The sequence below is a fragment of the Actinomadura rudentiformis genome (assembly GCF_008923185.1).
Lineage (GTDB): Bacteria > Actinomycetota > Actinomycetes > Streptosporangiales > Streptosporangiaceae > Spirillospora > Spirillospora rudentiformis.
This window is the reverse complement of the sequence record NZ_WBMT01000002.1, coordinates 613,425-637,900: the sequence shown is the minus strand read 5'-3', so window position 1 is coordinate 637,900 and position 24,476 is coordinate 613,425. Positions and strand designations below refer to the sequence as shown.

Here is a 24,476-nt window from a genome sequence, read left to right as displayed (position 1 = left end):
CGCACTACGGGCGGATGTGTCCGATCGAGACGCCTGAGGGGCCGAACATCGGCCTGATCGGGTCGTTGGCGGCGTTCGGGCGGGTCAACCCGTTCGGGTTCGTCGAGACCCCGTACCGCAAGGTCGAGAACGGTGTGGTCAGCGACCAGATCGACTACCTCACCGCCGATGAGGAAGACCGCTTCGTCGTCGCCCAGGCCAACTCCCTGCTCAACGACGACGGCACGTTCGTCGAGCAGAAGGTCCTGGTCCGCAAGAAGGGCGGCGAGGTCGAGCTGATCCCGCCGGGCGAAGTCCAGTACATGGACGTCTCGGCGCGGCAGATGACCTCGGTCGCGACGGCGATGATCCCGTTCCTGGAGCATGACGACGCCAACCGGGCGCTGATGGGTTCCAACATGCAGCGCCAGTCGGTGCCGTTGCTGCGCAGTGAGGCGCCGCTGGTGGGCACCGGCATGGAATACCGCGCCGCCGTCGACGCCGGTGACGTGATCACCGCCGAGAAGGCCGGCGTGGTGGAGGAGGTCTCCGCTGACTACGTGACCGTCATGAACGACGACGGCACCCGGACCACCTACCGGGTCGCCAAGTTCAAGCGGTCCAACCAGGGCACCTGCTTCAACCAGAAGCCCATCGTCGAAGAGGGCCAGCGGGTCGAGCTCGGGCAGGTCGTCGCCGACGGCCCGTGCACCGACCAGGGTGAGATGGCGCTGGGTAAGAACCTGCTGGTGGCGTTCATGCCGTGGGAGGGTCACAACTACGAAGACGCGATCATCCTCAGCCAGCGGCTGGTGCAGGACGACGTGCTGTCCTCGATTCACATCGAGGAGCACGAGGTCGACGCCCGCGACACCAAGCTGGGGCCTGAGGAGATCACCCGGGACATCCCGAACGTCTCCGAAGAGGTGCTGGCCGACCTGGACGAGCGCGGCATCATCCGCATCGGCGCCGACGTCGTCCCCGGCGACATTTTGGTCGGCAAGGTCACCCCGAAGGGGGAGACCGAGCTGACCCCGGAAGAGCGGCTGCTGCGCGCGATCTTCGGGGAGAAGGCGCGTGAGGTGCGTGACACCTCGCTGAAGGTGCCGCACGGCGAGCAGGGCAAGGTCATCGGCGTGCGGGTGTTCTCCCGCGACGAAGGCGACGAACTCCCGCCGGGCGTCAACGAGCTGGTCCGGGTGTACGTGGCGCAGAAGCGCAAGATCACCGACGGGGACAAGCTCGCGGGCCGGCACGGCAACAAGGGCGTCATCTCCAAGGTGCTGCCGGTCGAGGACATGCCCTTCCTCGAAGACGGCACCCCCGTCGACATCGTCCTCAACCCCCTCGGCGTGCCCGGCCGTATGAACGTCGGCCAGGTACTCGAAACCCACCTCGGCTGGGTCGCCAGCCGCGGCTGGAAGGTCGAGGGCGACGACGCCGACTGGAAGAAGGCCCTCAAGGCCATCGGCGCCGACGAGGCCGAGCCGTGGACCAACACCGCGACCCCGGTGTTCGACGGTGCCCGCGAGGACGACGTCACCGGCCTGATCGAGAGCACCGTGCCCAACCGCGACGGCGACCGTCTGGTCGGCCCGGGCGGCAAGGCTCGGCTGTTCGACGGCCGTACCGGCGAGCCCTACAAGGACCCGATCTCGGTCGGCTACATCTACATTCTGAAGCTGCTCCACCTGGTCGACGACAAGATCCATGCTCGTTCGACCGGTCCGTACTCCATGATCACCCAGCAGCCGCTCGGCGGTAAGGCCCAGTTCGGCGGCCAGCGCTTCGGTGAGATGGAAGTGTGGGCCCTGGAGGCCTACGGCGCCGCCTACGCCCTCCAGGAGCTGCTGACGATCAAGTCCGACGACGTGCTCGGCCGCGTGAAGGTCTACGAGGCCATCGTCAAGGGCGAGAACATCCCCGAGCCCGGCATTCCCGAGTCCTTCAAGGTCCTCATCAAGGAAATGCAGTCGCTCTGCCTCAACGTCGAGGTGCTCTCCAGCGACGGCATGTCCATCGAGATGCGAGACACCGACGAGGACGTCTTCCGCGCAGCGGAGGAGCTCGGCATCGACCTGTCCCGGCGTGAGCCGAGCAGTGTCGAAGAGGTCTGATCAACTCAAGGGGAAACAAGTTGCTTGACGTCAACTTCTTCGACGAGCTTCGCATCGGTCTGGCGACCGCCGACGACATCCGCCAGTGGTCGCACGGCGAGGTGAAGAAGCCGGAGACGATCAACTACCGGACCCTCAAGCCGGAGAAGGACGGGCTCTTCTGCGAGAAGATCTTCGGTCCGACCCGGGACTGGGAGTGCTACTGCGGTAAGTACAAGCGCGTCCGGTTCAAGGGCATCATCTGCGAGCGCTGCGGCGTCGAGGTGACCCGTGCCAAGGTGCGCCGTGAGCGGATGGGCCACATCGAGCTGGCCGCGCCCGTCACGCACATCTGGTACTTCAAGGGTGTCCCGAGCCGGCTCGGCTACCTGCTCGACCTGGCCCCGAAGGATCTCGAGAAGATCATCTACTTCGCGGCCTACATGATCACGAGCGTCGACGCCGAGCGTCGCGACCGTGACCTGCCGACCCTCGAGGCGCACATCTCGGTGGAGCGGCAGCAGATCGAGCAGGCCCGCGACGCCCAGGTCGAGGCCCGCCAGCAGAAGCTGGAGGGTGACCTGGCGGAGCTGGAGGAGGCCGGGGCCAAGGCCGACCAGAAGCGCAAGGTCCGCGACGGCGCCGAGCGGGAGATGAAGCAGCTGCGCGACCGGGCGCAGCGCGAGATCGACCGTCTCGACGAGGTCTGGAACCGCTTCAAGAACCTCAAGGTCCAGGACCTCGAGGGCGACGAGATGCTGTACCGCGAGATGCGGGACCGCTTCGGCAAGTACTTCGAGGGGGGCATGGGCGCCGCGGCGATCCAGGCCCGCCTGGAGAACTTCGACCTCGACGCCGAGGCCGAGCGCCTGCGCGACATCATCCGCACCGGCAAGGGCCAGAAGAAGGCCCGCGCCCTCAAGCGGCTGAAGGTCGTCTCGGCGTTCCTCAACACCCGCAACAGCCCGCTGGGCATGGTGCTCGACTGCATCCCGGTGATCCCGCCGGACCTGCGTCCGATGGTGCAGCTGGACGGTGGCCGCTTCGCGACCTCCGACCTCAACGACCTGTACCGCCGCGTGATCAACCGGAACAACCGGCTCAAGCGCCTGCTCGACCTGGGCGCGCCCGAGATCATCGTCAACAACGAGAAGCGCATGCTTCAGGAGGCCGTCGACGCGCTGTTCGACAACGGCCGCCGCGGCCGCCCGGTCACCGGACCGGGCAACCGCCCCCTGAAGTCGCTCTCCGACATGCTCAAGGGCAAGCAGGGCCGGTTCCGGCAGAACCTGCTCGGCAAGCGCGTCGACTACTCCGGCCGTTCGGTCATCGTCGTCGGCCCGCAGCTGAAGCTGCACCAGTGCGGTCTGCCCAAGCAGATGGCGCTGGAGCTGTTCAAGCCGTTCGTCATGAAGCGGCTGGTCGACCTCAACCACGCGCAGAACATCAAGAGCGCCAAGCGCATGGTCGAGCGGGCCCGCCCGGTCGTGTGGGACGTGCTCGAAGAGGTCATCACCGAGCACCCGGTGCTGCTCAACCGGGCGCCGACCCTGCACCGCCTGGGCATCCAGGCCTTCGAGCCGCAGCTGGTCGAGGGCAAGGCCATCCAGATCCACCCGCTCGTCTGCACCGCGTTCAACGCGGACTTCGACGGTGACCAGATGGCCGTGCACCTGCCGCTGTCGGCCGAGGCCCAGGCCGAGGCGCGCATCCTGATGCTCTCGACCAACAACATCCTCAAGCCGTCGGACGGCAAGCCCGTCACCATGCCCACCCAGGACATGGTGATCGGCCTCTACTGGCTGACGACCGAGCGCGAGGGCACGAGCGGCGACGGCCGTGCGTTCGGCTCCGTGGCCGAGGCCACCATGGCCTACGACCGCGCCGAGCTGGACCTGCAGGCCAAGATCCAGATCAGGTTCAAGGACGTCCCGCCGCCGCGTGGCTGGCAGGCGCCCGAGGGCTACGAGCCGGGTCAGCCGTACCGCCTGGAGACCACGCTGGGCCGGGCCCTGTTCAACGAGGCACTGCCCGCCGACTTCCCGTTCGTCAACTACGAGGTCGGCAAGAAGCAGCTCTCCGCGATCGTCAACGAGCTGGCCGAGACCTACCCCAAGGTCGAGGTGGCCAACGCGCTGGACGCCCTCAAGTCCACCGGGTTCCACTGGGCCACCCGGTCGGGCGTCACCATCTCCATCGAGGACGTGGTGACCCCGCCCAACAAGGCTGCGATCCTGCAGGGCTACGAGAACCGTGCCGACAAGGTCCAGCGCGAGTACAACCGCGGTCTGATCACTGATGACGAGCGCAAGCAAGAGCTCATCATGATCTGGAACGAGGCCACCGCCGAGGTCGCCGCGGACATGGAGCAGGCCTTCCCCAAGACCAACCCGGTCTGGATGATGGTCAACTCCGGTGCCCGTGGTAACCCGCTGCAGATCCGGCAGATCGCCGGTATGCGCGGCCTGGTGTCCAACCCCAAGGGTGAGACCATCCCGCGTCCGATCAAGTCGTCCTTCCGTGAGGGCCTCTCGGTCGTCGAGTACTTCATCTCGACGCACGGTGCCCGTAAGGGTCTGGCCGACACCGCCCTGCGCACCGCCGACTCGGGTTACCTGACCCGTCGTCTGGTGGACGTCGCGCAGGACGTGATCGTCCGCGAGGAGGACTGCGGTACCGACCGTACGATCCCGTTCTCGGTGGCCGACAAGCTGCCCAACGGCACGCTGGTCAAGCCGGCCACCACCGAGACCGGCCTGATCGGGCGGACCATCGCCGAGGACGTCGTCGTCGACGGCACGGTCATCTTCCCCGCCGACACCGACCTGTCGGACACCGTGGTGTCCCGCCTGGTCGAGGCCGGTGTGGAGAGCGTCCGGACCCGCAGCGCCCTGGTCTGCGAGGCCAAGATCGGTGTTTGCGCCGCCTGCTACGGCCGCTCCCTGGCGACCGGCAAGCGCGTGGACGTCGGCGAGGCCGTCGGCATCATCGCCGCGCAGTCCATCGGTGAGCCCGGCACCCAGCTGACCATGCGTACCTTCCACACCGGTGGTGTGGCGGGTGGCGACATCACGCACGGTCTGCCGCGTGTCCAGGAGCTGTTCGAGGCGCGCATCCCCAAGGGTGTCGCCCCGATCAGCGAGGTCGCCGGCCGGGTCAAGATCGACGAGACGGAGAAGACCCGCAAGGTCGTCATCGTCCCGGACGACGGCTCGGACGAGATCGCCTACCAGGTCCCGATGCGCTCCCGCCTCCTGGTCAAGGAGGGCGAGCACGTCGACGTCGGCCAGCAGCTCATCGCCGGTGCACAGAACCCGCACGAGGTCCTGCGCATCCTCGGCCCGCGCGCCGTGCAGCTCCACCTGGTCCACGAGGTCCAGGAGGTCTACCGGTCGCAGGGTGTGTCGATCCACGACAAGCACATCGAGATCATCGTCCGCCAGATGCTCAAGCGGGTGAACATCCTCGAGTCGGGTGACACCGATCTGCTGCCGGGCGACCTGGTGGAGCGTCCCCTCTTCGAGGAGACCAACCGCTCGGTCGTGGCCGAGGGCGGCTCGCCCGCCGCCGGCCGCCCGGTCCTGATGGGCATCACCAAGGCCTCCCTGGCCACCGAGTCGTGGCTCTCCGCCGCCTCCTTCCAGGAGACGACGCGAGTCCTGACCGAGGCCGCGATGCACGCCAAGAGCGACCCGCTGCTGGGCCTCAAGGAGAACGTCATCATCGGTAAGCTCATCCCGGCCGGTACCGGCATGCCGCAGTACCGCAACGTCCGGGTCGAGCCCACCGAAGAGGCCAAGGCGGCGGTCTACTCCGTCGGTTCCTACGACGACGGCGCCGAGTACGCCTTCGGCCAGGGTTCCGGCGAGGCCGTTCCGCTGGAGGAGTACGACTTCGGCCAGTACAACCGCTGAGGCAGTACAACGGCTGAGGCTGAGGCAGCCCTAGGGCACCTCTGACGACACGCCGAAGGGCCCCTTCCATCCCGGAAGGGGCCCTTCGCATTACCTGGACTTTCGCGTTACCCGGACGAGGCATCAGGCCGGGCAAGCCGACGATCAGCACAAGGTGTTTTGCCACGTCTTGGGTAGTTCGTCACTAGATGGGGATGGTGGGGTGGCTACCGTACTAGGGGATTGAACAGGGGGAACCGTTTTATGACGAAGATCATCGCGGCGGGTGTGCTGGGCGCGGTCACGGTGTTCGGGGCTGCGGGGGCGGTTCCGGCACAGGCCACGGCATCGCAGGTCACGCAGGATTGCCGTACGTACTCCGGGGTCAAGGTGTGTGGCGAGGTCCAGCTGACCGAGCAGCAGAAGCAGTGCGTCCAGCAGGCGGTCCAGAAGGGTATGAGCGACCGTCGCGCCGAGGTGGAATGCTCGCGCTAACGGGACCTCTGTCGAGGCCGCTCCCCATCTGATGGGGAGCGGCCTTTCTGTTGGAGCAAGGGGCTGGCGGGCTACAGGGGGAGCGGTCGGCGGGAGACCGGGGCCGACTGGAGGATCGAGGTCGTCGTGCGGCCGTACGGGGTGAAGCGGTCGAGGATGGGTTCGAGGTCCTCGACCGTGCGCAGGTGGGCGACGAAGAAGAAGCAGTCGTCGCCGGTCATCCGGTGGCATTCGACGATCTCGGGGATCTCCTCGGCGATCTTGGGGATGCGGCTCAGCTCGCGGAGGGCGGGGCGTATGCGGACCAGGACGCTGATCGGGAAGCCCAGGACCCGGGGGTCCACGGCGGCGTGGTAGCCGGTGATCGCACCGGTGTCCTCCAGCCGCTGGACACGTTCGGCGACGGCGGGGGCGGAGAGGGCGACGCGGCGCCCGAGTTCGGCGAGCGTGATCCGGGCGTTCCGCTGGAGCTCGGTGAGGATTCGAAGGTCGGTCTCGTCGAGCGGCTTGGATTCGTAGGCGCGGCCCGGCCTGCCCGTTCTGTTCGCCATTCCTCCAACTTACGAAGCGGCCGAGGATACGGCCATGCGTTTCTTCGTCGTGAGCTCCGTCTTCCACTACCTGGGGCCGGCGTTCGCGGTGTTGCTGTTCGCCAGGGTCGAGCCGGTCGGGGTCGCCGTACTGCGCATCTGGAGCGCCGCGCTGGTGTTCGCGCTTTGGCGGCGCTTCAGATGGGATCGCACGGTTGTGGCCTGGGGCGTCGTTCTGGCGGGCATGAACGTGTCGTTCTATATGGCGATAGCGCGGTTGCCTCTGGGGACCGTCGCGGCGATCGAGTTCCTGCCGGTCGTCGGTCTAGCCGCGCTGGGAGCACGAACGCCGCGGAACGTGGTCGCCCTGCTGGCGGTGGTGGGAGGGGTCTATGCCCTCGTGGACGTACGGTTGGAGGGCGAGCCGCTGGGATTCGTGCTGGCCTTCCTGAACGCGGCGTTGTTCGCGTTCTACATCGTCCTGGCGCATCGTTCAGCCCAGCGGTCCGGCGCCATCGGCGGGCTGGGAGCGGCGATGGCCGCGGCGGCCGTGCTCACCGCGCCCGGCCTGGTCGTGGCCGGACCGGCCCTGACCGATCCGCTGCTGCTCGCGGCGGGAGCCGGGGTGGGGATCTGCTCGTCGGTGATCCCCTACGTGTGCGATCAGCTCGCCATGGCCCGGCTGGCGAGGGAGACCTACGCCCTGATGGTGGCGCTGCTGCCGGCGACCGCGGTGGTGATCGGTGTGATCGTGTTGCGGCAGGTGCCCTCGGCCGTGGAGGCGCTGGGGGTGGCTTTTGTGATCTTTGGTGTGGCATTGCACAGTGGACGCACGGAATCCCTGAAGGAGAAGGCATGGAACACACACGACTCGGCGGCACAGGGCTGAAGGTCTCACGCATCTGCCTGGGAATGATGAGCTACGGCGACCCGGAGCAGCGCAAGTGGTTCCTGGGCGAGGTGGAGGCCGAGCCGATCGTCCGGCAGGCCGTGGACGAAGGGATCACCTTCTTCGACACCGCGGACATGTACTCGTTGGGCCGGTCGGAGGAGATCACCGGGCGGCTGCTGCCGAAGTTCTTTCAGAGCCGCGACGACTACGTGCTGGCCACCAAGGTCTATTTCCCGATGGGCGATGGCCCGAACGACCAGGGCCTGTCGCGCAAGCACGTGATGGCGTCGATCGACGCGTCGCTGCGGCGGCTGGGCACCGACCACGTGGACCTCTACCAGATTCACCGGTGGGACTACGACACGCCGGTCGAGGAGACCATGGAGGCGCTCCACGACGTGGTGAAGGCCGGCAAGGCGAGGTACATCGGGGCCTCCAGCATGTACGCGTGGCAGTTCGCGAAGGCACAGCGTGCCGCTGAAGTGGGCGGCTGGACCAAGTTCGTCTCCATGCAGAACCACTACAACCTGGTCTACCGGGAAGAAGAGCGGGAGATGCTCCCGCTGTGCGTGGACCAGGGGGTCGGCGCCATCCCGTGGAGCCCGCTGGCCCGCGGGTTGCTGGCAGGCAACCGGGAACGCGGCGGTGAGCGCCGAACCGTGCGTTCCGAGAACGACACCTACGCCGACGCCTTGTACGAGGAGGCCGACTTCGACGTGGTCGACGTCGTCAAGGCTGTGGCGGGGGAGCGGGGCGTGCCGCCGGCGCAGGTGGCGCTGGCATGGCTGCTCCACAAGGAGGGCGTGGTCGCGCCGATCATCGGAGCGACGAAGCTGAAGCATGTCGAGGACGCCGCCGCGGCCGTCACGCTGCGGCTGGACGAGAAGGAGATCGAACGGCTGGAAGCGCCTTATCGACCGCATCCCATTGTCGGCCACGAATAGCCGGATCCGGCTGAGGCCGCTCCCTGCGAAGGGGGCGGCCTCTCCCATGTCAGGGGAACGTGAGGCAGGGTTTCACCGTCGATATGGGGTGGTGATTTGCGATTCCACAGGCGGTCGGGGCAGGCTGGGGGCGGAAGACAGCCCTGGGCGGCCACCACGCCGCCCCTGGGACCGAGACCAAGGCTCGGACGCCGCGTTACGCGCCGCGCGTTTCCGAGCCGGCAGGCACGGGCCTGGGGGACCCCCGGGACTACGGCGCTGAAGGAGCCCGACGATGACCGAGAACGACGGCACGCAGGGACCGCAGTGGCCGTTGCCTGACGACAAGGAGACGCCGAAGGCGGATCCTGCCGAGGGGCAGCCCGAGCAGAAGGACGAGCCGCCCGCGCGACCCATGGGCCAGCCGCCCGCGGGGCCGATGGGCCAGCCGCCCGCGCGGCCGATGGGCGACCGCACGGTGGTCTTTGGAGCGCCCCAGCTCGGCGGCACCGCCCAGCCTCCGCCTCCGCCCGCGCCCACCGCGCCGCAGTCCCCGCCTGCCGACCAGCAGCCGCCTGCCGACCAGCAGCCGCCTGCCGCCGAGCAGCCGACGGCCGCGCAGCAGCCGCCCGCCGCGCAGGAGCCCCCGCTGCCTCCGCCGCCGACCATGATCGAGCCGATGCCCATCCCGGGCAGTGAACAGCCGTCCGCGCCGCCGCAGCCGCCCTACGGCCAGGAGCCGCAGCCGCCTTACGGCCAGGAGCAGCAGTACGGTCAGCCTCCTGCGCAGCACGGTGCGCCGCCCGCTCCCAGTGGGTACTCGACAGTTCCCGATCCCCAGCAGCCGTACGGGCAGCCTCCGGTCGCCCCGAGCTTCGACCAGCCCGGCCAATACGGGCAGCCCCCGTTCGAGCAGCAGCAGGGCGGTTACCCGCAGGAGCCGCAGCAGCAGCCCTACGGCCAGCAGCAGCCACCGCTGCCGAGTTACGGGCAGCCGCCCGAGCCGCAGCAACCGTACGGACAGCAGCAACCGTACGAGCAGCAGACCGAACCACAGCAGCAGCCGTACGGTCAGCAGCCTGAAGCGCAGCAGCCGTATGGGCAGGCCCCTTACGGCACGCCGCAGGAGCCGTTCGCCTCACCGGCCGAGCCGCTCCCGCCGACCGGCGAGCCGTTCACGCCGCCGGCCGAGCCGGAGGCGCCCGCAGCCCAGAGCGGTGAGGGCGGGATGTCCGAGCGCACGATGATCGTTCCAGGGCCGGGTGCCGCGACGCCGGAGCAGGAGCGCCCGGCGGTCGACGACCAGGCGACCACTGCCTGGTCGCCGGGGCCGGACATCCCCGTCGCCTCCGGGCCGGAACGCCGGCCCGCCCAGGAGCCGCCGGCCGAGCCCTGGCAGGCGCCGACGCCGCCCACCACGCCCGAACCGTGGACTCCTGAGGCGCAGTCGACGCCGCCCGAGCAGCAGCCGCCCTCGGTGGACTCCAACCGCACCCTGATGGTCCCGCCACCCGAGCCAGGCTTCGGCGCGGCCTCGTCGGGCGAGGAGCCCCAGGGTTACGGCTCCCCGGCGACGCCGCTCGGGCGCGAGGCGGAGGACTCGCAGTCCACACAGGCATTCGACCCCTCTGTGGGCCAGTCCTCCGAGCCGCCGCAGCAGCAGGGCGGTGGCCTTGCAGACCAGACGCGCATGGACATGGGCCAGTACCAGCAGTGGGGAGCGTCCGCGCAGCCCCCGGCGCCAGGCCAGCAGCAGGCTCCCGGGCAGCAGGCACCTGGGCAGCAGCCCTTCGGCGGCCAGCAGTACGGCCAGGAGCAGCAGTACGGGCAGCAGGGCTACGGCCAGCAGCCCTACGGTCAGCAGGAAGGGCAGCAGCAGTACGGTCAGCAGGACGCGCAGCAACAGCCCTATGGCCAGCAGCAATACGGCCAACAGCAAGGTCAGCAGCAGTACGGCCAAGCTGCCTATGGGCAGGCTCCCGCGCAGCCAAGCCAACCCGGTCAGCAGGGCCAGCCAGGCCAGCCAGGCCAGCAGGGCCAGTACGGGCAGCAGCAGTACGGCATGCAGCCCGGCGGCGAAGGCGGCTATGCCGGATACGCGCCCGGCGGCGAGGCAGAGAAGAAGGGCAAGGGCGGCAACAAGAACCTGATGATCATCGGCGCCGCCGTGCTGCTCGTGATCATCATCGTCGTGGTGATCGCTTTCGTCCTCTAAAAACTCGGTCAGAACTTCCCCCGGGGCCGCTCTGCCTCGGGGGAGGGTCTCTCCCGGAATTGATCTCCATTGGGAAGATCTTCCGGGGGCGGGATGTCCACGGGATCATCCGCCACCCGGCGGGAACAACCGCTTGGCACTCCGCCGTTATAGTGGGGGAACTGTGAGCGACAAGCTCAGCCCCTACGCGAGCGCGCGGCGCTGAGCGGGGAACGAGCCGGAGGCGAAGTTCCCCGCGAAGATCGCGAAGCGATGTCGCGCTCGCCGCTTTTGCGGTTCGGCGGCCGAGCCGCCAGGCGAGGCCGTTGAGGCCGCAAGAGCCATGAGCAATGCCGTTCGCTTTGCACTTTGGCGCGGGGGTAGGTAATCTCTTCGCTTGTGCCCGCTCTGCGGGTCGCTATGCGTGCGCGCCGACCAGGTCCGTTGAGGCCAGGCCCCGCGCCGCACTACTCCCCGGCTTGATTCGGCCCTTTGAGGGGCCGGGCGGTCTGTGTCGGTCTGTGGAACCTGTTCGGACAGGGGCTAGGACGACACGCCCGACCGCGGGGGTCGGAGAGGTCGGGAAACCGGCAGGTCACAGCCTCCCGTGAGGTAGTGATGACGGGTCTCGCGTGAGCGGAACTCCCGCGAGAGCGGAACCCAGGCAGAACTAAGACTTACCGGCTCGGTACGAGGAAGACGGAGACGCGGTGCCCACGATCCAGCAGCTGGTCCGCAAGGGCCGCCAGGACAAGGTGACCAAGAACAAGACGCCCGCGCTGAAGGGCAGCCCCCAGCGCAGGGGTGTCTGCACGCGCGTCTACACGACGACGCCCAAGAAGCCGAACTCCGCGCTTCGCAAGGTCGCCCGTGTCCGGCTGACCAGCGGGATTGAGGTCACGGCCTACATCCCCGGCGTCGGACACAACTTGCAGGAGCACTCGATCGTGCTCGTGCGCGGCGGCCGAGTGAAGGACCTCCCGGGCGTTCGGTACAAGATCATCCGCGGTTCGCTCGACACCCAGGGCGTGCGGAACCGCAAGCAGGCGCGCAGCCGCTACGGCGCGAAGAAGGAGAAGAGCTAATGCCGCGCAAGGGCCCGGCTGGCAAGCGCCAGCTCATCGCCGACCCGGTGTACAACTCGCCGCTGGTCACCGCGCTGATCAACAAGATCCTCCTGGACGGCAAGCGCTCCATCGCGCAGAGCATCGTGTACGACGCCCTCGAGGGTGCCCGCGAGAAGACCGGCAACGACCCGGTCGTCACGCTGAAGCGCGCGCTCGACAACGTGAAGCCGACCCTGGAGGTCCGCAGCCGCCGTGTCGGTGGCGCGACCTACCAGGTCCCGGTGGAGGTGCGGCCCGCCCGCTCCACCACCCTGGCGCTCCGCTGGCTGGTCATCTACGCCCGCCAGCGTCGCGAGAAGACCATGACCGAGCGGCTGATGAACGAGCTGCTCGACGCGAGCAACGGCCTCGGCGCGTCTGTCAAGAAGCGCGAGGACACGCACAAGATGGCGGAGTCCAACAAGGCCTTCGCTCACTACCGCTGGTGATCCGGCGGATCACGAGTTACGACGAGACGACGCGAGGACGGCAGTGGCTACCAAAACCGGTGTAGACCTGGCCAAGGTCCGCAACATCGGGATCATGGCCCATATCGACGCGGGCAAGACCACGACGACTGAGCGCATCCTGTACTACACGGGGATGAGCTACAAGATCGGCGAGGTCCACGACGGCGCCGCGACCATGGACTGGATGGAGCAGGAGCAGGAGCGGGGCATCACCATCACCTCCGCCGCCACCACCTGCGAATGGCCAGTCGACGACGTCAAGCACACGATCAACATCATCGACACCCCTGGCCACGTCGACTTCACCGTCGAGGTGGAGCGCAACCTGCGGGTGCTCGACGGTGCGGTCGCGGTGTTCGACGGCGTGGCCGGTGTGGAGCCGCAGTCCGAGACCGTGTGGCGTCAGGCCGACCGCTACGGCGTGCCGCGCATGTGCTTCGTCAACAAGCTCGACCGCGTCGGCGCGGAGTTCCACCGCTGCGTCGACATGATCGAGAGCCGGCTCAACGCGATCCCGCTGGTGCTCCAGCTGCCGATCGGCGCCGAGGCCGACTTCAAGGGCGTCATCGACCTGGTGACGATGAAGGCCCTGCTCTGGAACGAAGAGGCCAAGCTCGGCGAGATGTACGACACCGTCGACATCCCCGACACGCACGCCGAGGCCGCTCGTGAGTGGCACGACAAGCTGGTCGAGACCCTCGCCGAGAACGACGACGAGATCATGGAGCTGTACCTGGAGGGCGACGAGCCCTCGGTCGAGCAGCTCTACGCCGGCATCCGCCGCGCGACGATCGCCGCCAAGCTCACCCCGGTGACCTGTGGCACCGCGTTCAAGAACAAGGGCGTCCAGCCGCTGCTCGACGCGATCGTGCGCTACCTGCCCAACCCGCTGGACGACGGCGGCGTGGACGGTCACGCGGTCCGCAACGAGGAGCAGGAGCTGCACCGCGACGCCAGCGAGGACGAGCCGTTCTCCGCCCTGGCGTTCAAGATCGCGAGCGACCCGCACCTCGGCAAGCTGACGTTCATCCGCGTCTACTCCGGCGTCCTGGAGTCGGGCACCTCGGTGCTCAACTCCAACAAGGAGCGCAAGGAGCGGATCGGCAAGATCTACCGGATGCACGCCAACAAGCGCACCGAGATCGAGCGCGTCGGCGCCGGCGACATCGTCGCGGTGATGGGTCTCAAGCAGACCACCACCGGTGAGACGCTGTGCGACGAGAAGAACCCCATCGTCCTCGAGTCGATGAACTTCCCGGCGCCCGTCATCCACGTGGCGATCGAGCCGAAGACCAAGGCCGACCAGCAGAAGCTGGGCACCGCGATCCAGCGGCTGGCCGAGGAGGACCCGTCCTTCCAGGTCCGCACCGACGAGGAGACCGGCCAGACCGTGATCTCCGGCATGGGCGAGCTCCACCTGGAGATCCTCGTCGACCGGATGAAGCGCGAGTTCAAGGTCGAGGCCAACGTCGGCAAGCCGCAGGTGGCCTACCGCGAGACCATCACCCGCAAGATCGAGAAGGTCGAGTACACCCACAAGAAGCAGACGGGTGGCTCCGGCCAGTTCGGCCGCGTGATCATCGACCTCGAGCCGCTGGGCGAGGGGAACGACGGTTACGAGTTCGAGAACAAGGTCACCGGTGGCCGCATCCCGCGGGAGTACATCCCGTCGGTCGACGCGGGCTGCCAGGAGGCCGCCGAGTTCGGTGTCCTCGCCGGCTACCCGATGGTCGGTGTCAAGGTCACCCTCCAGGACGGCGCCTACCACGAGGTCGACTCCTCGGAAATGGCGTTCAAGGTCGCCGGTTCGATGGCGTTCAAGGAGGCGGCCCGCAGGGCGGGTGCCACCCTCCTCGAGCCCATGATGGCCGTGGAGGTCACCACGCCCGAGGAGAACATGGGCGACGTGATCGGCGACATCAACAGCCGCCGCGGTCAGGTCCATTCGATGGACGAACGCGCGGGCATGCGGGTCGTCAAGGCCGTCGTCCCGCTGTCGGAGATGTTCGGCTACGTGGGTGATCTGCGCAGCAAGACCCAGGGCCGGGCTGTTTTCACCATGCAGTTCGACTCCTACGCCGAGGTTCCGGGGAACGTCGCGCAGGAGATCATCGCCAAGGCGCGGGGCGAATAGCGCCGGGCCTGCCCAGGATCACCAACCAAGCCAGCAGCATCAGGCGGTCGTCTAGGCGGCCGAGGATCGCAAAGCAACAAGGAGCTACCAGTGGCTAAGGCCAAGTTCGAGCGGACCAAGCCGCACGTAAACATCGGCACCATCGGTCACATCGACCACGGTAAGACCACCCTTACCGCGGCGATTACCAAGGTGCTCCACGACAAGTACCCGGACATCAACCCCTTCACGCCGTTCGAGGACATCGACAAGGCGCCGGAGGAGCGCGAGCGCGGTATCACCATCTCGATCGCGCACGTCGAGTACCAGACCGAGGCGCGCCACTACGCCCACGTCGACTGCCCGGGTCACGCCGACTACATCAAGAACATGATCACCGGTGCCGCCCAGATGGACGGCGCGATCCTGGTCGTGGCCGCCACCGACGGCCCGATGCCGCAGACCAAGGAGCACGTGCTCCTGGCCCGCCAGGTCGGCGTTCCCTACATCGTCGTCGCGCTCAACAAGTGCGACATGGTGGACGACGAGGAGATCTTGGAGCTCGTCGAACTTGAGGTCCGCGAGCTGCTCTCCGAGTACGAGTTCCCGGGCGACGACCTGCCGGTCGTGCGCGTCTCGGCGTTCCAGGCCCTGCAGGGCGACGAGAAGTGGGCCGAGTCGATCATCGAGCTGATGACCGCGGTCGACGAGAACGTCCCCGAGCCGGTTCGTGACACCGAGAAGCCCTTCCTGATGCCGATCGAGGACGTGTTCTCGATCACCGGTCGCGGCACGGTCGTCACCGGTCGCATCGAGCGCGGCGTGGTCAACGTCAACGAGGAAGTCGACATCATCGGCATCAAGGAGTCGTCGACCAAGTCGACCGTCACCGGTGTCGAGATGTTCCGCAAGCTGCTCGACCAGGGCCAGGCGGGCGACAACGTCGGTCTGCTCCTGCGCGGCATCAAGCGTGAGGACGTCGAGCGCGGGCAGTGTGTCATCAAGCCGGGCACCAACACCCCGCACACCGAGTTCGAGGCTCAGGTCTACATCCTGTCCAAGGACGAGGGCGGCCGCCACACGCCGTTCTTCAACAACTACCGGCCGCAGTTCTACTTCCGTACCACGGACGTGACCGGCGTGGTGAACCTCCCCGAGGGCACCGAGATGGTCATGCCGGGCGACAACACCGAGATGAACGTTCAGCTCATCCAGCCGGTCGCCATGGAAGAGGGCCTGAAGTTCGCCATCCGTGAGGGTGGCCGGACGGTCGGCGCGGGCCGCGTCACCAAGATCAACAAGTAACACCCTTTCGTGGCTGCGGCGGCCCGGCCGCCGAGTCGGTCTGGGGGGCGACCCCCAGACCCCCGGCAGTCGGCCTGGGGGGACGACCCCCAGACCCCCGGCAGTCGGCCTGGGGGGACGACCCCCAGACCCCGGCGAAGGCAACCGGGCCGCCGCAGCACGAACCCAGGCAAGTACCAGCGGCACTACCAGTAAAGGACACCGAGGCCACCATGGCGGGACAAAAGATCCGCATCCGGCTCAAGGCCTACGACCACGAGGTCATCGACACCTCCGCGAAGAAGATCGTTGAGACGGTGACGCGGACGGGCGCCAAGGTCGCGGGCCCGGTGCCGCTGCCGACCGAGAAGAACGTGTACTGCGTCATCCGCTCGCCGCACAAGTACAAGGACAGCCGCGAGCACTTCGAGATGCGCACGCACAAGCGGCTGATCGACATCATCGACCCGACGCCCAAGACGGTCGACTCGCTCATGCGGCTCGACCTTCCGGCCGGCGTTGACATCGAGATCAAGCTCTAAGGGACGCACCAGAAATGAGTACGCAGAGGAAGGGCGTCCTGGGCGAGAAGCTCGGCATGACCCAGGTCTTCGACGATGAGGGCCGGATCGTTCCGGTAACCGTCGTCCAGGCCGGGCCGTGTGTCGTCACCCAGCTCCGCTCGCAGGAGAAGGACGGATACACCGCCGTCCAGATCGGGTACGGGCAGATCGACCCGCGCAAGGTGAACAAGCCGCGCACGGGTCACTTCGAGAAGGCCGGCGTCACGCCGCGCCGCTACCTCGTCGAACTGCGCGCCGACGACACCACCGAGTACGAACTCGGCCAGGAGATCACGGTTGAGGTCTTCGAGGCCGGCCAGAAGATCGACGTCACCGGAACCAGCAAGGGCAAGGGCACCGCGGGTGTCATGAAGCGCCACGGCTTCAAGGGCCTCGGCGCCTCGCACGGCACCCAGCGCAAGCACCGGTCACCGGGTTCGATCGGCGGCTGCGCGACCCCCGGTCGCGTCTTCAAGGGCCTCCGCATGGCGGGTCGGCACGGCAACGCCCGGACCACCGTGCAGAACCTGACCGTCCACGCCATCGACACCGAGAAGAACCTGCTGCTCATCAAGGGCGCGGTTCCCGGCCCGAACGGCGGCGTGGTCCTGGTCCGCGACGCAGTGAAGGGAACGGGCAAGTGACCTCGAAGGTAGACATCGACCTGCCCGCGGAGATCTTCGACGCCAAGACCAGCGTCCCGTTGATCCACCAGGTCGTGGTGGCCCAGCTGGCCGCCGCGCGCCAGGGCACCCACTCCACCAAGACCCGCGGCGAAGTCCGTGGCGGTGGCAAGAAGCCGTACCGGCAGAAGGGCACCGGCCGCGCCCGTCAGGGTTCGACCCGCGCGCCCCAGTTCGCCGGCGGTGGCACCGTGCACGGCCCGCAGATGCGGGACTACAGCCAGAAGACGCCGAAGAAGATGAAGGCCGCCGCGCTCCGCGGCGCCCTGTCCGACCGTGCCCGCTACGGCCTGGTGCACGTCGTGGACAACATCATCGACGGCGACACCCCGAAGACGAAGACCGCCCTCGCCAACCTGCGCGGCATCACCGACGCCAAGCGCGTCCTCCTGGTCCTGGACCGCGAGGACGAGCTGACGTGGAAGAGCCTGCGCAACGAGCCGAGCGTGCACGTCATCGTCTCCGACCAGCTCAACACCTACGACGTGATGGTGAACGACGTCGTCGTCTTTACCCAGGCGGCCTACGACGAGTTCATCTCGCGCGCGACGAAGAAGTGAGGGGGAGGACCACGTGAACAAGATCGCTGACCCCCGTGACGTCATCATCGCGCCGGTCGTCTCGGAGAAGAGCTACGGGCTGCTGGACGAGAACAAGTACACGTTCATCGTCCGTCCGGACGCCAACAAGACGCAGATCAAGCAGGCGGTCGAGGAGGTGTTCAACGTCAAGGTGACGAGCGTGAACACCATCAACCGCCAGGGCAAGCGCAAGCGCACCCGGTTCGGCTATGGCAAGCGCAAGGACACCAAGCGCGCCATCGTCAGCCTGGCCGAGGGCGAGCGGATCGACATCTTCGGCGGCCCGGCGTAAGCCGGGGCGATCGAAGAGTTAGTTAAGGGATGAACGAAAAAGATGGGCATCCGTAAATACAAGCCGACGACTCCGGGTCGTCGCGGCTCCAGCGTGGCCGACTTCGTGGAGGTCACCCGCCGCGAGCCGGAGAAGTCGCTGCTGCGTCCGCTCCCCAAGAAGGGCGGCCGCAACAACCACGGCCGCATCACCACCCGGCACCAGGGCGGCGGCCACAAGCGCGCGTACCGAGTGATCGACTTCCGTCGGCACGACAAGGACGGGGTCCCGGCCAAGGTCGCGCACATCGAGTACGACCCCAACCGCACCGCTCGCATCGCGCTGCTGCACTACGCGGACGGCGAGAAGCGCTACATCCTCGCGCCGCAGGGCCTGAAGCAGGGCGACCGGGTCGAGAACGGGGCGGGCTCGGACATCAAGCCGGGCAACTGCCTGCCGCTGCGCAACATCCCGACGGGTACGGTCATCCACGCCATCGAGCTCCGGCCCGGTGGCGGCGCGAAGATCGCCCGTTCCGCGGGCGCCGGCGTCCAGCTGCTCGCCAAGGAGGGCAAGTACGCCACGCTGCGTATGCCGTCCGGCGAAATGCGCATGGTGGACGTCCGCTGCCGCGCGACGGTCGGCGAGGTCGGCAACGCCGAGCAGTCGAACATCAACTGGGGCAAGGCCGGCCGTATGCGGTGGAAGGGCAAGCGCCCGACCGTCCGCGGTGTGGCCATGAACCCGATCGACCACCCGCACGGTGGTGGTGAGGGCAAGACCTCCGGTGGTCGGCACCCGGTGAACCCGAACGGTAAGAAGGAAGGCCGCACCCGCCAGGCCAACAAGGCCAGCGACCGGCTGATCGTCCGTCGTCGCAGCAAGAAGAAGCGGTAGGAGTCGCTCGTCATGCCACGTAGCCTGAAGAAGGGCCCGTTCGTGGACGACCACCTCATGAAGAAGGTGGAAGGCCAGAACGACAAGGGCACCAAGAACGTGATCAAGACGTGGTCGCGGCGCTCCATGATCGTGCCGGACATGATCGGTCACACGATCGCCGTGCACGACGGCCGCAAGCACGTTCCGGTGTTCATCACCGACGCCATGGTGGGACACAAGCTCGGGGAGTTCGCGCCGACGCGCACGTTCCGCAGCCACGTCAAGGAAGACCGCCGCAGCCGTCGCGGCTGAGCGGGCACGTAGGAGAGAGGGATCAGCGATGGAAGCCAGGGCCCAGGCGCGGTTCATCCGCGTCACGCCCATGAAGGCCCGCCGCGTGGTGGACCTCATCCGCGGCCTGCCGGCCGCGGAGGCGCAGGCGGTGCTGCGGTTCGCCCCACAGGCCGCCAGTGAGCCGGTGGGCAAGGTGCTCGCGAGTGCCATCGCCAACGCCGAGCACAACTTCAAGCTCGACACCGACACGCTCGTCGTCAGCGCTGCGTGGGTGGACGAGGGGCCGACGCTCAAGCGTTTCCGTCCCCGCGCCCAGGGTCGGGCTTACCGCATCAACAAGCGCACGAGCCACATCACCGTGGTCGTCGCCCCGAAGGACGAAGTCGTCGCTTCGGCCGGCGGTAAGAAGACGAGGAGGGCCCGGTAGTGGGTCAGAAGATCAACCCGCACGGGTTCCGGCTCGGCATCACCACCGACCACAAGAGCGTGTGGTTCGCCGACAAGCTCTACAAGGACTACGTCAAGGAAGACGTCCAGATCCGGCGCATGCTGCAGAAGGGCATGGACCGGGCGGGCATCTCCAAGGTGGAGATCGAGCGGACCCGTGACCGTGTAGAGGTCAACATTCACACCGCCCGGCCGGGCATCGTCATCGGCCGCCGCGGTGCCGAGGCCGAGCGGCTCCGGGGCGACCTGGAGAAGCTGACCGGCAAGCAGGTGCGGCTGAACATCCTCGAGGTCAAGAACCCCGAGATCGACGCCCAGCTCGTCGCGCAGGGCGTGGCCGAGCAGCTGTCCAGCCGTGTCGCGTTCCGCCGTGCCATGCGCAAGGCCATCCAGTCCGCGATGAAGTCGGGCGCCAAGGGCATCAAGGTCCAGTGCTCCGGCCGTCTGGGCGGCGCTGAGATGTCCCGGTCCGAGTTCTACCGCGAGGGCCAGGTCCCGCTGCACACGCTGCGCGCCGACATCGACTACGGGTTCTACGAGGCCCGGACGACCTTCGGCCGCATCGGCGTCAAGGTGTGGATCTACAAGGGCGAGGCCGCGGCGACCCGCGCCGAGCGCGAGCAGAAGGCCGCGCAGCAGCGCGCCACCGGCGGCGGTGGCGGCGGTGGCCGTGAGCGTCGCGGCGGTGACCGTCGTGGCGGTGCCCGCGGTGGCCGTGGCGGCCGTGGCGGCGAGCGCGGTGGGCGTCAGCAGCAGAGTTCCGAGCAGCCGGCGCCGTCCGCTGAGGCTGCTCCGACTGGAGAGGGGAGCTGAGTAAGCGATGCTGATCCCTCGTAAGGTCAAGCACCGTAAGCAGCACCACCCGAAGCGCCGTGGAATGGCCAAGGGCGGTACGAAGGTCACTTTCGGTGAGTACGGCATCCAGGCCGTCGAGGGCGCGTACGTGACCAACCGGCAGATCGAGGCCGCACGTATCGCCATGACCCGCCACATCAAGCGTGGTGGCAAGGTCTGGATCAACATCTTCCCGGACCGCCCGCTGACCAAGAAGCCCGCCGAGACCCGGATGGGTTCCGGCAAGGGTTCGGTCGAGTGGTGGGTGGCCAACGTGAAGCCGGGCCGCGTGATGTTCGAGATCTCCTACCCGAACGAGCAGATCGCTCGGGAGGCGCTCACCCGCGCGATCCACAAACTGCCGATGAAGTGCAAGATCGTTAAGCGAGAGGTGGGTGAGTCCTGATGGCCAAGGGTCTTACCGCCGACGATCTGCGGACCGAGCCCGAGGACGTCCTGGTCACCAAGCTGAAGGAGGCGAAGGAGGAGCTGTTCAACCTTCGTTTCCAGGCCGCCACCGGCCAGCTGGAGAGCCACGGTCGCCTGCGCACCGTGAAGCGCGAGATCGCACGCATCTACACCGTGATGCGGGAGCGGGAGCTCGGCATCGTCACGGTCGCCGAGGAGACGGACGCGGCGTCCCAGGAGGGCACGAACGATGACTGAGCAAAAGACAGACGAGCGGAGCACCCGCAAGATCCTTGAGGGTCTGGTGGTCAGCGACAAGATGGACAAGACCGTGGTCGTGTCCGTCGAGGACCGCGTGAAGCACGCGAAGTACCACAAGGTGATCCGCCGCACGACCAAGTACAAGGCGCACGACGAGGCCAACGAGTGTGGCGTCGGCGACCGCGTCCGTCTCATGGAGACCCGGCCGCTGTCGGCCACCAAGCGGTGGCGCGTGGTCGAGATCCTCGAGAAGGCCAAGTAATCACTGGTTCCACCAGGCTGCCCGGGAGCGGGCAGAACCGGTGTGACGAACAGGAGTTGACGTGATCCAGCAGGAGTCGCGACTCAAGGTCGCCGACAACACGGGTGCGAAGGAGATCCTTTGCATCCGTGTGCTCGGCGGCTCGGGTCGGCGCTACGCGGGAGTCGGCGACGTCATCGTTGCGACGGTGAAGGACGCCCTTCCCGGCGCCGGCGTTAAGAAGGGTGACGTCGTCAAGGCAGTTGTCGTGCGTACCCGCAAGGAGCGTCGTCGTCCCGATGGCTCCTACATCCGCTTCGACGAGAACGCGGCCGTCCTGATCAAGGACGGTGGCGACCCCCGCGGCACCCGTATCTTCGGCCCGGTGGGCCGCGAGCTGCGCGAGAAGAAGTTCATGCGAATCATCTCGCTCGCGCCGGAGGTGCTGTGATGAAGATCAAGAAGGGTGACGAGGTCATCGTCATCGCCGGCAAGGACAAGGGCGCGACGGGCAAGGTCCTGCGCGTCGACCCGAGCCGGGAGCGTGTTGTCGTCGAGGGCGTCAACATCATTACCAAGAACATCAAGGCCGATGCGCAGCGGGCCGGCAAGGAGAGCGGCCAGGTCAAGGTCGAGGCGCCGCTCCACGTCAGCAACGTGGCTCTCGTCGAGGACGGCAAGCCGGTTCGCGCCGGCTACCGCATCGACGAGGACGGCACGAAGGTCCGGGTCTCGCGCCGTACCGGCAAGGAGATCTGACAATGACCGAGACCGCCACCGAGCGCCCCGTTCCGCAGCCGCGGCTCAAGCTGCGCTACCGCGAGGAGATCGCGAAGGCGCTGCAGGAGCAGTTCGGCTACGCCAACGTGATGCAGATCCCCGGCCTGACCAAGATCGTGGTCAACATGGGTGTGGGTGACGCCGCCAAGGACGCCAAGCTGATCGAGGGTGCCATCAAGGACCTCTCGGCCATCACCGGCCAGAAGCCGGCCGTCAACCGGGCTCGCAAGTCCATCGCGCAGTTCAAGCTGCGCGAGGGCATGCCGATCGGCGCGCACGTCACGCTGCGCGGCGACCGCATGTGGGAGTTCCTGGACCGGCTGCTGTCCACGGCGCTGCCGCGGATCCGTGACTTCCGGGGCCTGTCGCCCCGGCAGTTCGACGGCAACGGCAACTACACCTTCGGGCTGACCGAGCAGGTCATGTTCCACGAGATCGACCCGGACAAGGTCGACCGCTCGCGGGGCATGGACATCACGCTCGTCACCTCCGCCAAGACCGACGACGAGGGCCGGGCGCTGCTCAAGCTCCTGGGCTTCCCCTTCAAGGAGAACTGAGCATGGCGAAGAAGTCGCTGATCGCCAAGGCGGCCCGGAAGCCGAAGTTCGGCGTGCGCGCGTACACTCGTTGCTCGCGCTGCGGCCGTCCGCGCTCCGTCTACCGGAAGTTCGGCCTCTGCCGAGTGTGCTTCCGTGAGATGGCGCACCGCGGTGAGCTTCCCGGCATCACCAAGTCGAGCTGGTGATCGGTCGCGGGCCGCGACCTCCTGAGGGAGACCGCCTGGGGAACGGCCCGCGCCGGCATCAGCCTGTAATAACCAACCGGGCACCTGACGAAGGTGCCCACGACCGCGCCAAAGGTCCACGGATCCGGATCCGGAGCCTGGAAACCGTGGCGAGGGAGGGCCAGTAGGCCATGACGATGACCGACCCGATCGCAGACATGTTGACACGTCTGCGGAACGCCAACTCGGCATACCACGACTCGGTGGCCATGCCGTACTCGAAGATCAAGGCGCACATCGCCGAGATCCTCCAGCAGGAGGGTTACATCACCGGCTGGAGCGTCGAGGACGCCGAGGTCGGCAAGAAGCTCAACATCGAGCTCAAGTTCGGTCCGACGCGTGAGCGTTCGATCGCCGGCATCAAGCGCGTCTCGAAGCCGGGTCTGCGCGTGTACGCCAAGAAGGACAACCTGCCGAAGGTGCTCGGTGGCCTGGGGATCGCGATCATCTCGACGTCCTCCGGTCTGATGACCGACCGGCAGGCAGGCAAGCGTGGCGTGGGCGGGGAAGTCCTCGCCTACGTCTGGTGAGGGGAGGGCTCTAACCATGTCTCGTATTGGACGACTTCCCATCACCGTGCCCAGTGGCGTCGACGTGAAGATCGACGGCCAGGAGGTCACCGTCAAGGGGCCCAAGGGCACGCTGTCCCACGTCGTGGCCGAGCCGATCGAGGTTCAGCTCGAGGACGGCACGGTCACCGTCGGCCGCCCGAACGACGTGAACACCGTGCGTGCGTTGCACGGTCTCACTCGCGCACTCATCAACAACATGGTCGTCGGCGTCACCGAGGGTTACAGCAAGACCCTCGTGATCCAGGGTGTCGGTTACCGCGCCGTTCCCAAGGGCAAGAACATCGAGTTCTCCCTGGGCTACAGCCACCCGATCCTGGTCGAGGCGCCCGAGGGCATCACCTTCACCGTCGAGAAGCCGACCCAGATCAAGGTCGAGGGCATCGACAAGCAGAAGGTCGGCGAGGTGGCCGCCAACATCCGTAAGCTGCGCAAGCCCGACCCCTACAAGGGCAAGGGTGTGCGTTACGAGGGCGAGCACATCCGTCGCAAGGTCGGAAAGGCTGGTAAGTAGTCATGGCAGGCACCAAGACCCTGGCCGGAAAGGCCACGCTGGCGCGGGCCAAGTCCCGCAAGCGCCGGCACCTGCGGGTCCGGAAGAAGGTCGTCGGCACCGCCGCGCGTCCTCGCCTGGTCGTGACCCGCTCCACCAAGCACGTCTTCGTCCAGGTCATCGACGACACCGCAGGCCACACGCTGGCCCACGCGTCGACGATGGAGGCGGAGCTGCGCAGCGACTCCGGCGACAAGACCGCCAAGTCCCGCAAGGTCGGCGAGCTCGTCGCCGCGCGGGCCAAGGAGGCCGGTGTCTCCGCCGTGGTCTTCGACCGTGGCGGCAACAAGTACCACGGGCGCGTCGCCGCTGTCGCGGACGGTGCGCGCGAAGGGGGCCTCCAGCTGTGACGG

Annotated in this window: 29 protein-coding genes; 28 read left to right on the top strand and 1 reads right to left on the bottom strand. The window is 67.5% G+C overall.

Annotated elements, in window-relative coordinates; translation table 11 throughout:
* The 3 genes from rpoB to F8566_RS06480 all read left to right on the top strand — a co-directional run.
* The coding region (gene rpoB / locus F8566_RS06490) for a DNA-directed RNA polymerase subunit beta (RefSeq protein ID WP_151558981.1) at positions 1 to 2,096 on the top strand (2,096 nt) is incomplete at its 5' end.
* A gap of 20 nt (positions 2,097 to 2,116) precedes the next feature.
* On the top strand, positions 2,117 to 5,989 hold the full coding sequence (locus F8566_RS06485; RefSeq protein ID WP_151558980.1) for a DNA-directed RNA polymerase subunit beta': 3,873 nt from the start codon (positions 2,117 to 2,119) through the stop codon (positions 5,987 to 5,989).
* 243 nt (positions 5,990 to 6,232) lie between these two features.
* Positions 6,233 to 6,463 carry a hypothetical protein gene (locus tag F8566_RS06480; protein ID WP_151558979.1) on the top strand — a complete coding sequence of 77 codons (231 nt, stop codon included), beginning with the start codon at positions 6,233 to 6,235 and terminating at the stop codon, positions 6,461 to 6,463.
* A gap of 71 nt (positions 6,464 to 6,534) precedes the next feature.
* Here F8566_RS06480 and F8566_RS06475 read toward each other — a convergent pair whose 3' ends face one another.
* Entirely contained in the window at positions 6,535 to 7,014 is a 480-nt protein-coding gene (locus tag F8566_RS06475; RefSeq protein WP_151558978.1) for an Lrp/AsnC family transcriptional regulator, read from the bottom strand.
* Positions 7,015 to 7,048: 34 nt separating this feature from the next.
* Here F8566_RS06475 and F8566_RS06470 point away from each other — a divergent pair, with 34 nt between their 5' ends.
* From F8566_RS06470 to rplR, 25 genes are all read left to right on the top strand, one after another.
* A complete protein-coding gene (locus F8566_RS06470; protein ID WP_151558977.1) occupies positions 7,049 to 7,882 on the top strand; it encodes an EamA family transporter in 834 nt (277 codons plus the stop codon).
* Complete coding sequence (locus F8566_RS06465; protein ID WP_151558976.1) at positions 7,849 to 8,829, top strand: aldo/keto reductase; 981 nt, start codon at positions 7,849 to 7,851, stop codon at positions 8,827 to 8,829. The genes F8566_RS06470 and F8566_RS06465 overlap by 34 nt, the downstream gene beginning before the upstream one ends.
* Positions 8,830 to 9,103: 274 nt before the next feature.
* Entirely contained in the window at positions 9,104 to 11,023 is a 1,920-nt protein-coding gene (locus F8566_RS06460) for a hypothetical protein (RefSeq protein ID WP_151558975.1), read from the top strand.
* Positions 11,024 to 11,712: 689 nt separating this feature from the next.
* Positions 11,713 to 12,087, top strand: coding sequence for a 30S ribosomal protein S12 (gene rpsL / locus F8566_RS06455; protein ID WP_019632621.1), 375 nt, complete (start codon positions 11,713 to 11,715; stop codon positions 12,085 to 12,087).
* Complete coding sequence (gene rpsG / locus F8566_RS06450; protein WP_151558974.1) at positions 12,087 to 12,557, top strand: 30S ribosomal protein S7; 471 nt, start codon at positions 12,087 to 12,089, stop codon at positions 12,555 to 12,557. Before rpsL ends, rpsG begins: the two co-directional genes overlap by 1 nt.
* A gap of 43 nt (positions 12,558 to 12,600) precedes the next feature.
* Entirely contained in the window at positions 12,601 to 14,712 is a 2,112-nt protein-coding gene (gene fusA / locus F8566_RS06445; protein ID WP_151558972.1) for an elongation factor G, read from the top strand.
* A 90-nt stretch (positions 14,713 to 14,802) separates the two neighbouring features.
* Positions 14,803 to 15,996 (top strand): elongation factor Tu, encoded by a 1,194-nt coding sequence (tuf, locus tag F8566_RS06440; RefSeq protein ID WP_151558970.1) that lies wholly within the window; start codon positions 14,803 to 14,805, stop codon positions 15,994 to 15,996.
* A gap of 212 nt (positions 15,997 to 16,208) precedes the next feature.
* Positions 16,209 to 16,517: a 30S ribosomal protein S10 gene (gene rpsJ, locus F8566_RS06435; protein ID WP_018657599.1), complete on the top strand. Its 309-nt coding sequence runs from the start codon at positions 16,209 to 16,211 to the stop codon at positions 16,515 to 16,517.
* Positions 16,518 to 16,531: 14 nt separating this feature from the next.
* Positions 16,532 to 17,182: a 50S ribosomal protein L3 gene (rplC, locus tag F8566_RS06430; protein ID WP_151558968.1), complete on the top strand. Its 651-nt coding sequence runs from the start codon at positions 16,532 to 16,534 to the stop codon at positions 17,180 to 17,182.
* Positions 17,179 to 17,781 carry a 50S ribosomal protein L4 gene (gene rplD / locus F8566_RS06425; protein WP_151558966.1) on the top strand — a complete coding sequence of 201 codons (603 nt, stop codon included), beginning with the start codon at positions 17,179 to 17,181 and terminating at the stop codon, positions 17,779 to 17,781. Before rplC ends, rplD begins: the two co-directional genes overlap by 4 nt.
* Positions 17,782 to 17,794: 13 nt before the next feature.
* A complete protein-coding gene (gene rplW, locus F8566_RS06420) occupies positions 17,795 to 18,094 on the top strand; it encodes a 50S ribosomal protein L23 (RefSeq protein WP_151558964.1) in 300 nt (99 codons plus the stop codon).
* A gap of 42 nt (positions 18,095 to 18,136) precedes the next feature.
* Positions 18,137 to 18,970: a 50S ribosomal protein L2 gene (gene rplB / locus F8566_RS06415; RefSeq protein WP_151558962.1), complete on the top strand. Its 834-nt coding sequence runs from the start codon at positions 18,137 to 18,139 to the stop codon at positions 18,968 to 18,970.
* 12 nt (positions 18,971 to 18,982) lie between these two features.
* A complete protein-coding gene (gene rpsS / locus F8566_RS06410; protein WP_151558960.1) occupies positions 18,983 to 19,264 on the top strand; it encodes a 30S ribosomal protein S19 in 282 nt (93 codons plus the stop codon).
* Between the two features lie 28 nt (positions 19,265 to 19,292).
* Positions 19,293 to 19,673 carry a 50S ribosomal protein L22 gene (rplV, locus tag F8566_RS06405; protein ID WP_151558958.1) on the top strand — a complete coding sequence of 127 codons (381 nt, stop codon included), beginning with the start codon at positions 19,293 to 19,295 and terminating at the stop codon, positions 19,671 to 19,673.
* Positions 19,673 to 20,506 carry a 30S ribosomal protein S3 gene (gene rpsC / locus F8566_RS06400; protein WP_151558956.1) on the top strand — a complete coding sequence of 278 codons (834 nt, stop codon included), beginning with the start codon at positions 19,673 to 19,675 and terminating at the stop codon, positions 20,504 to 20,506. The genes rplV and rpsC overlap by 1 nt, the downstream gene beginning before the upstream one ends.
* Before the next feature lie 7 nt (positions 20,507 to 20,513).
* Positions 20,514 to 20,933, top strand: coding sequence for a 50S ribosomal protein L16 (rplP, locus tag F8566_RS06395; RefSeq protein ID WP_151558954.1), 420 nt, complete (start codon positions 20,514 to 20,516; stop codon positions 20,931 to 20,933).
* Positions 20,933 to 21,193, top strand: a complete 261-nt coding sequence (gene rpmC / locus F8566_RS06390; RefSeq protein ID WP_151558952.1) for a 50S ribosomal protein L29 — start codon at positions 20,933 to 20,935, stop codon at positions 21,191 to 21,193. The genes rplP and rpmC overlap by 1 nt, the downstream gene beginning before the upstream one ends.
* Complete coding sequence (gene rpsQ, locus F8566_RS06385) at positions 21,186 to 21,458, top strand: 30S ribosomal protein S17 (protein ID WP_151558950.1); 273 nt, start codon at positions 21,186 to 21,188, stop codon at positions 21,456 to 21,458. The genes rpmC and rpsQ overlap by 8 nt, the downstream gene beginning before the upstream one ends.
* Positions 21,459 to 21,519: 61 nt before the next feature.
* Positions 21,520 to 21,888, top strand: coding sequence for a 50S ribosomal protein L14 (rplN, locus tag F8566_RS06380; protein ID WP_026414311.1), 369 nt, complete (start codon positions 21,520 to 21,522; stop codon positions 21,886 to 21,888).
* Positions 21,888 to 22,196 (top strand): 50S ribosomal protein L24, encoded by a 309-nt coding sequence (gene rplX, locus F8566_RS06375; protein WP_151558948.1) that lies wholly within the window; start codon positions 21,888 to 21,890, stop codon positions 22,194 to 22,196. The genes rplN and rplX overlap by 1 nt, the downstream gene beginning before the upstream one ends.
* 2 nt (positions 22,197 to 22,198) lie before the next feature.
* On the top strand, positions 22,199 to 22,774 hold the full coding sequence (gene rplE, locus F8566_RS06370; protein ID WP_151558946.1) for a 50S ribosomal protein L5: 576 nt from the start codon (positions 22,199 to 22,201) through the stop codon (positions 22,772 to 22,774).
* 2 nt (positions 22,775 to 22,776) lie between these two features.
* Positions 22,777 to 22,962 carry a type Z 30S ribosomal protein S14 gene (locus F8566_RS06365; RefSeq protein WP_018657585.1) on the top strand — a complete coding sequence of 62 codons (186 nt, stop codon included), beginning with the start codon at positions 22,777 to 22,779 and terminating at the stop codon, positions 22,960 to 22,962.
* Positions 22,963 to 23,132: 170 nt separating this feature from the next.
* On the top strand, positions 23,133 to 23,531 hold the full coding sequence (gene rpsH / locus F8566_RS06360; RefSeq protein WP_151558944.1) for a 30S ribosomal protein S8: 399 nt from the start codon (positions 23,133 to 23,135) through the stop codon (positions 23,529 to 23,531).
* 16 nt (positions 23,532 to 23,547) lie between these two features.
* Entirely contained in the window at positions 23,548 to 24,084 is a 537-nt protein-coding gene (rplF, locus tag F8566_RS06355; RefSeq protein WP_151558942.1) for a 50S ribosomal protein L6, read from the top strand.
* A 2-nt stretch (positions 24,085 to 24,086) separates the two neighbouring features.
* Positions 24,087 to 24,473: a 50S ribosomal protein L18 gene (gene rplR / locus F8566_RS06350; protein WP_151558940.1), complete on the top strand. Its 387-nt coding sequence runs from the start codon at positions 24,087 to 24,089 to the stop codon at positions 24,471 to 24,473.
* Positions 24,474 to 24,476 lie beyond the last annotated feature (3 nt).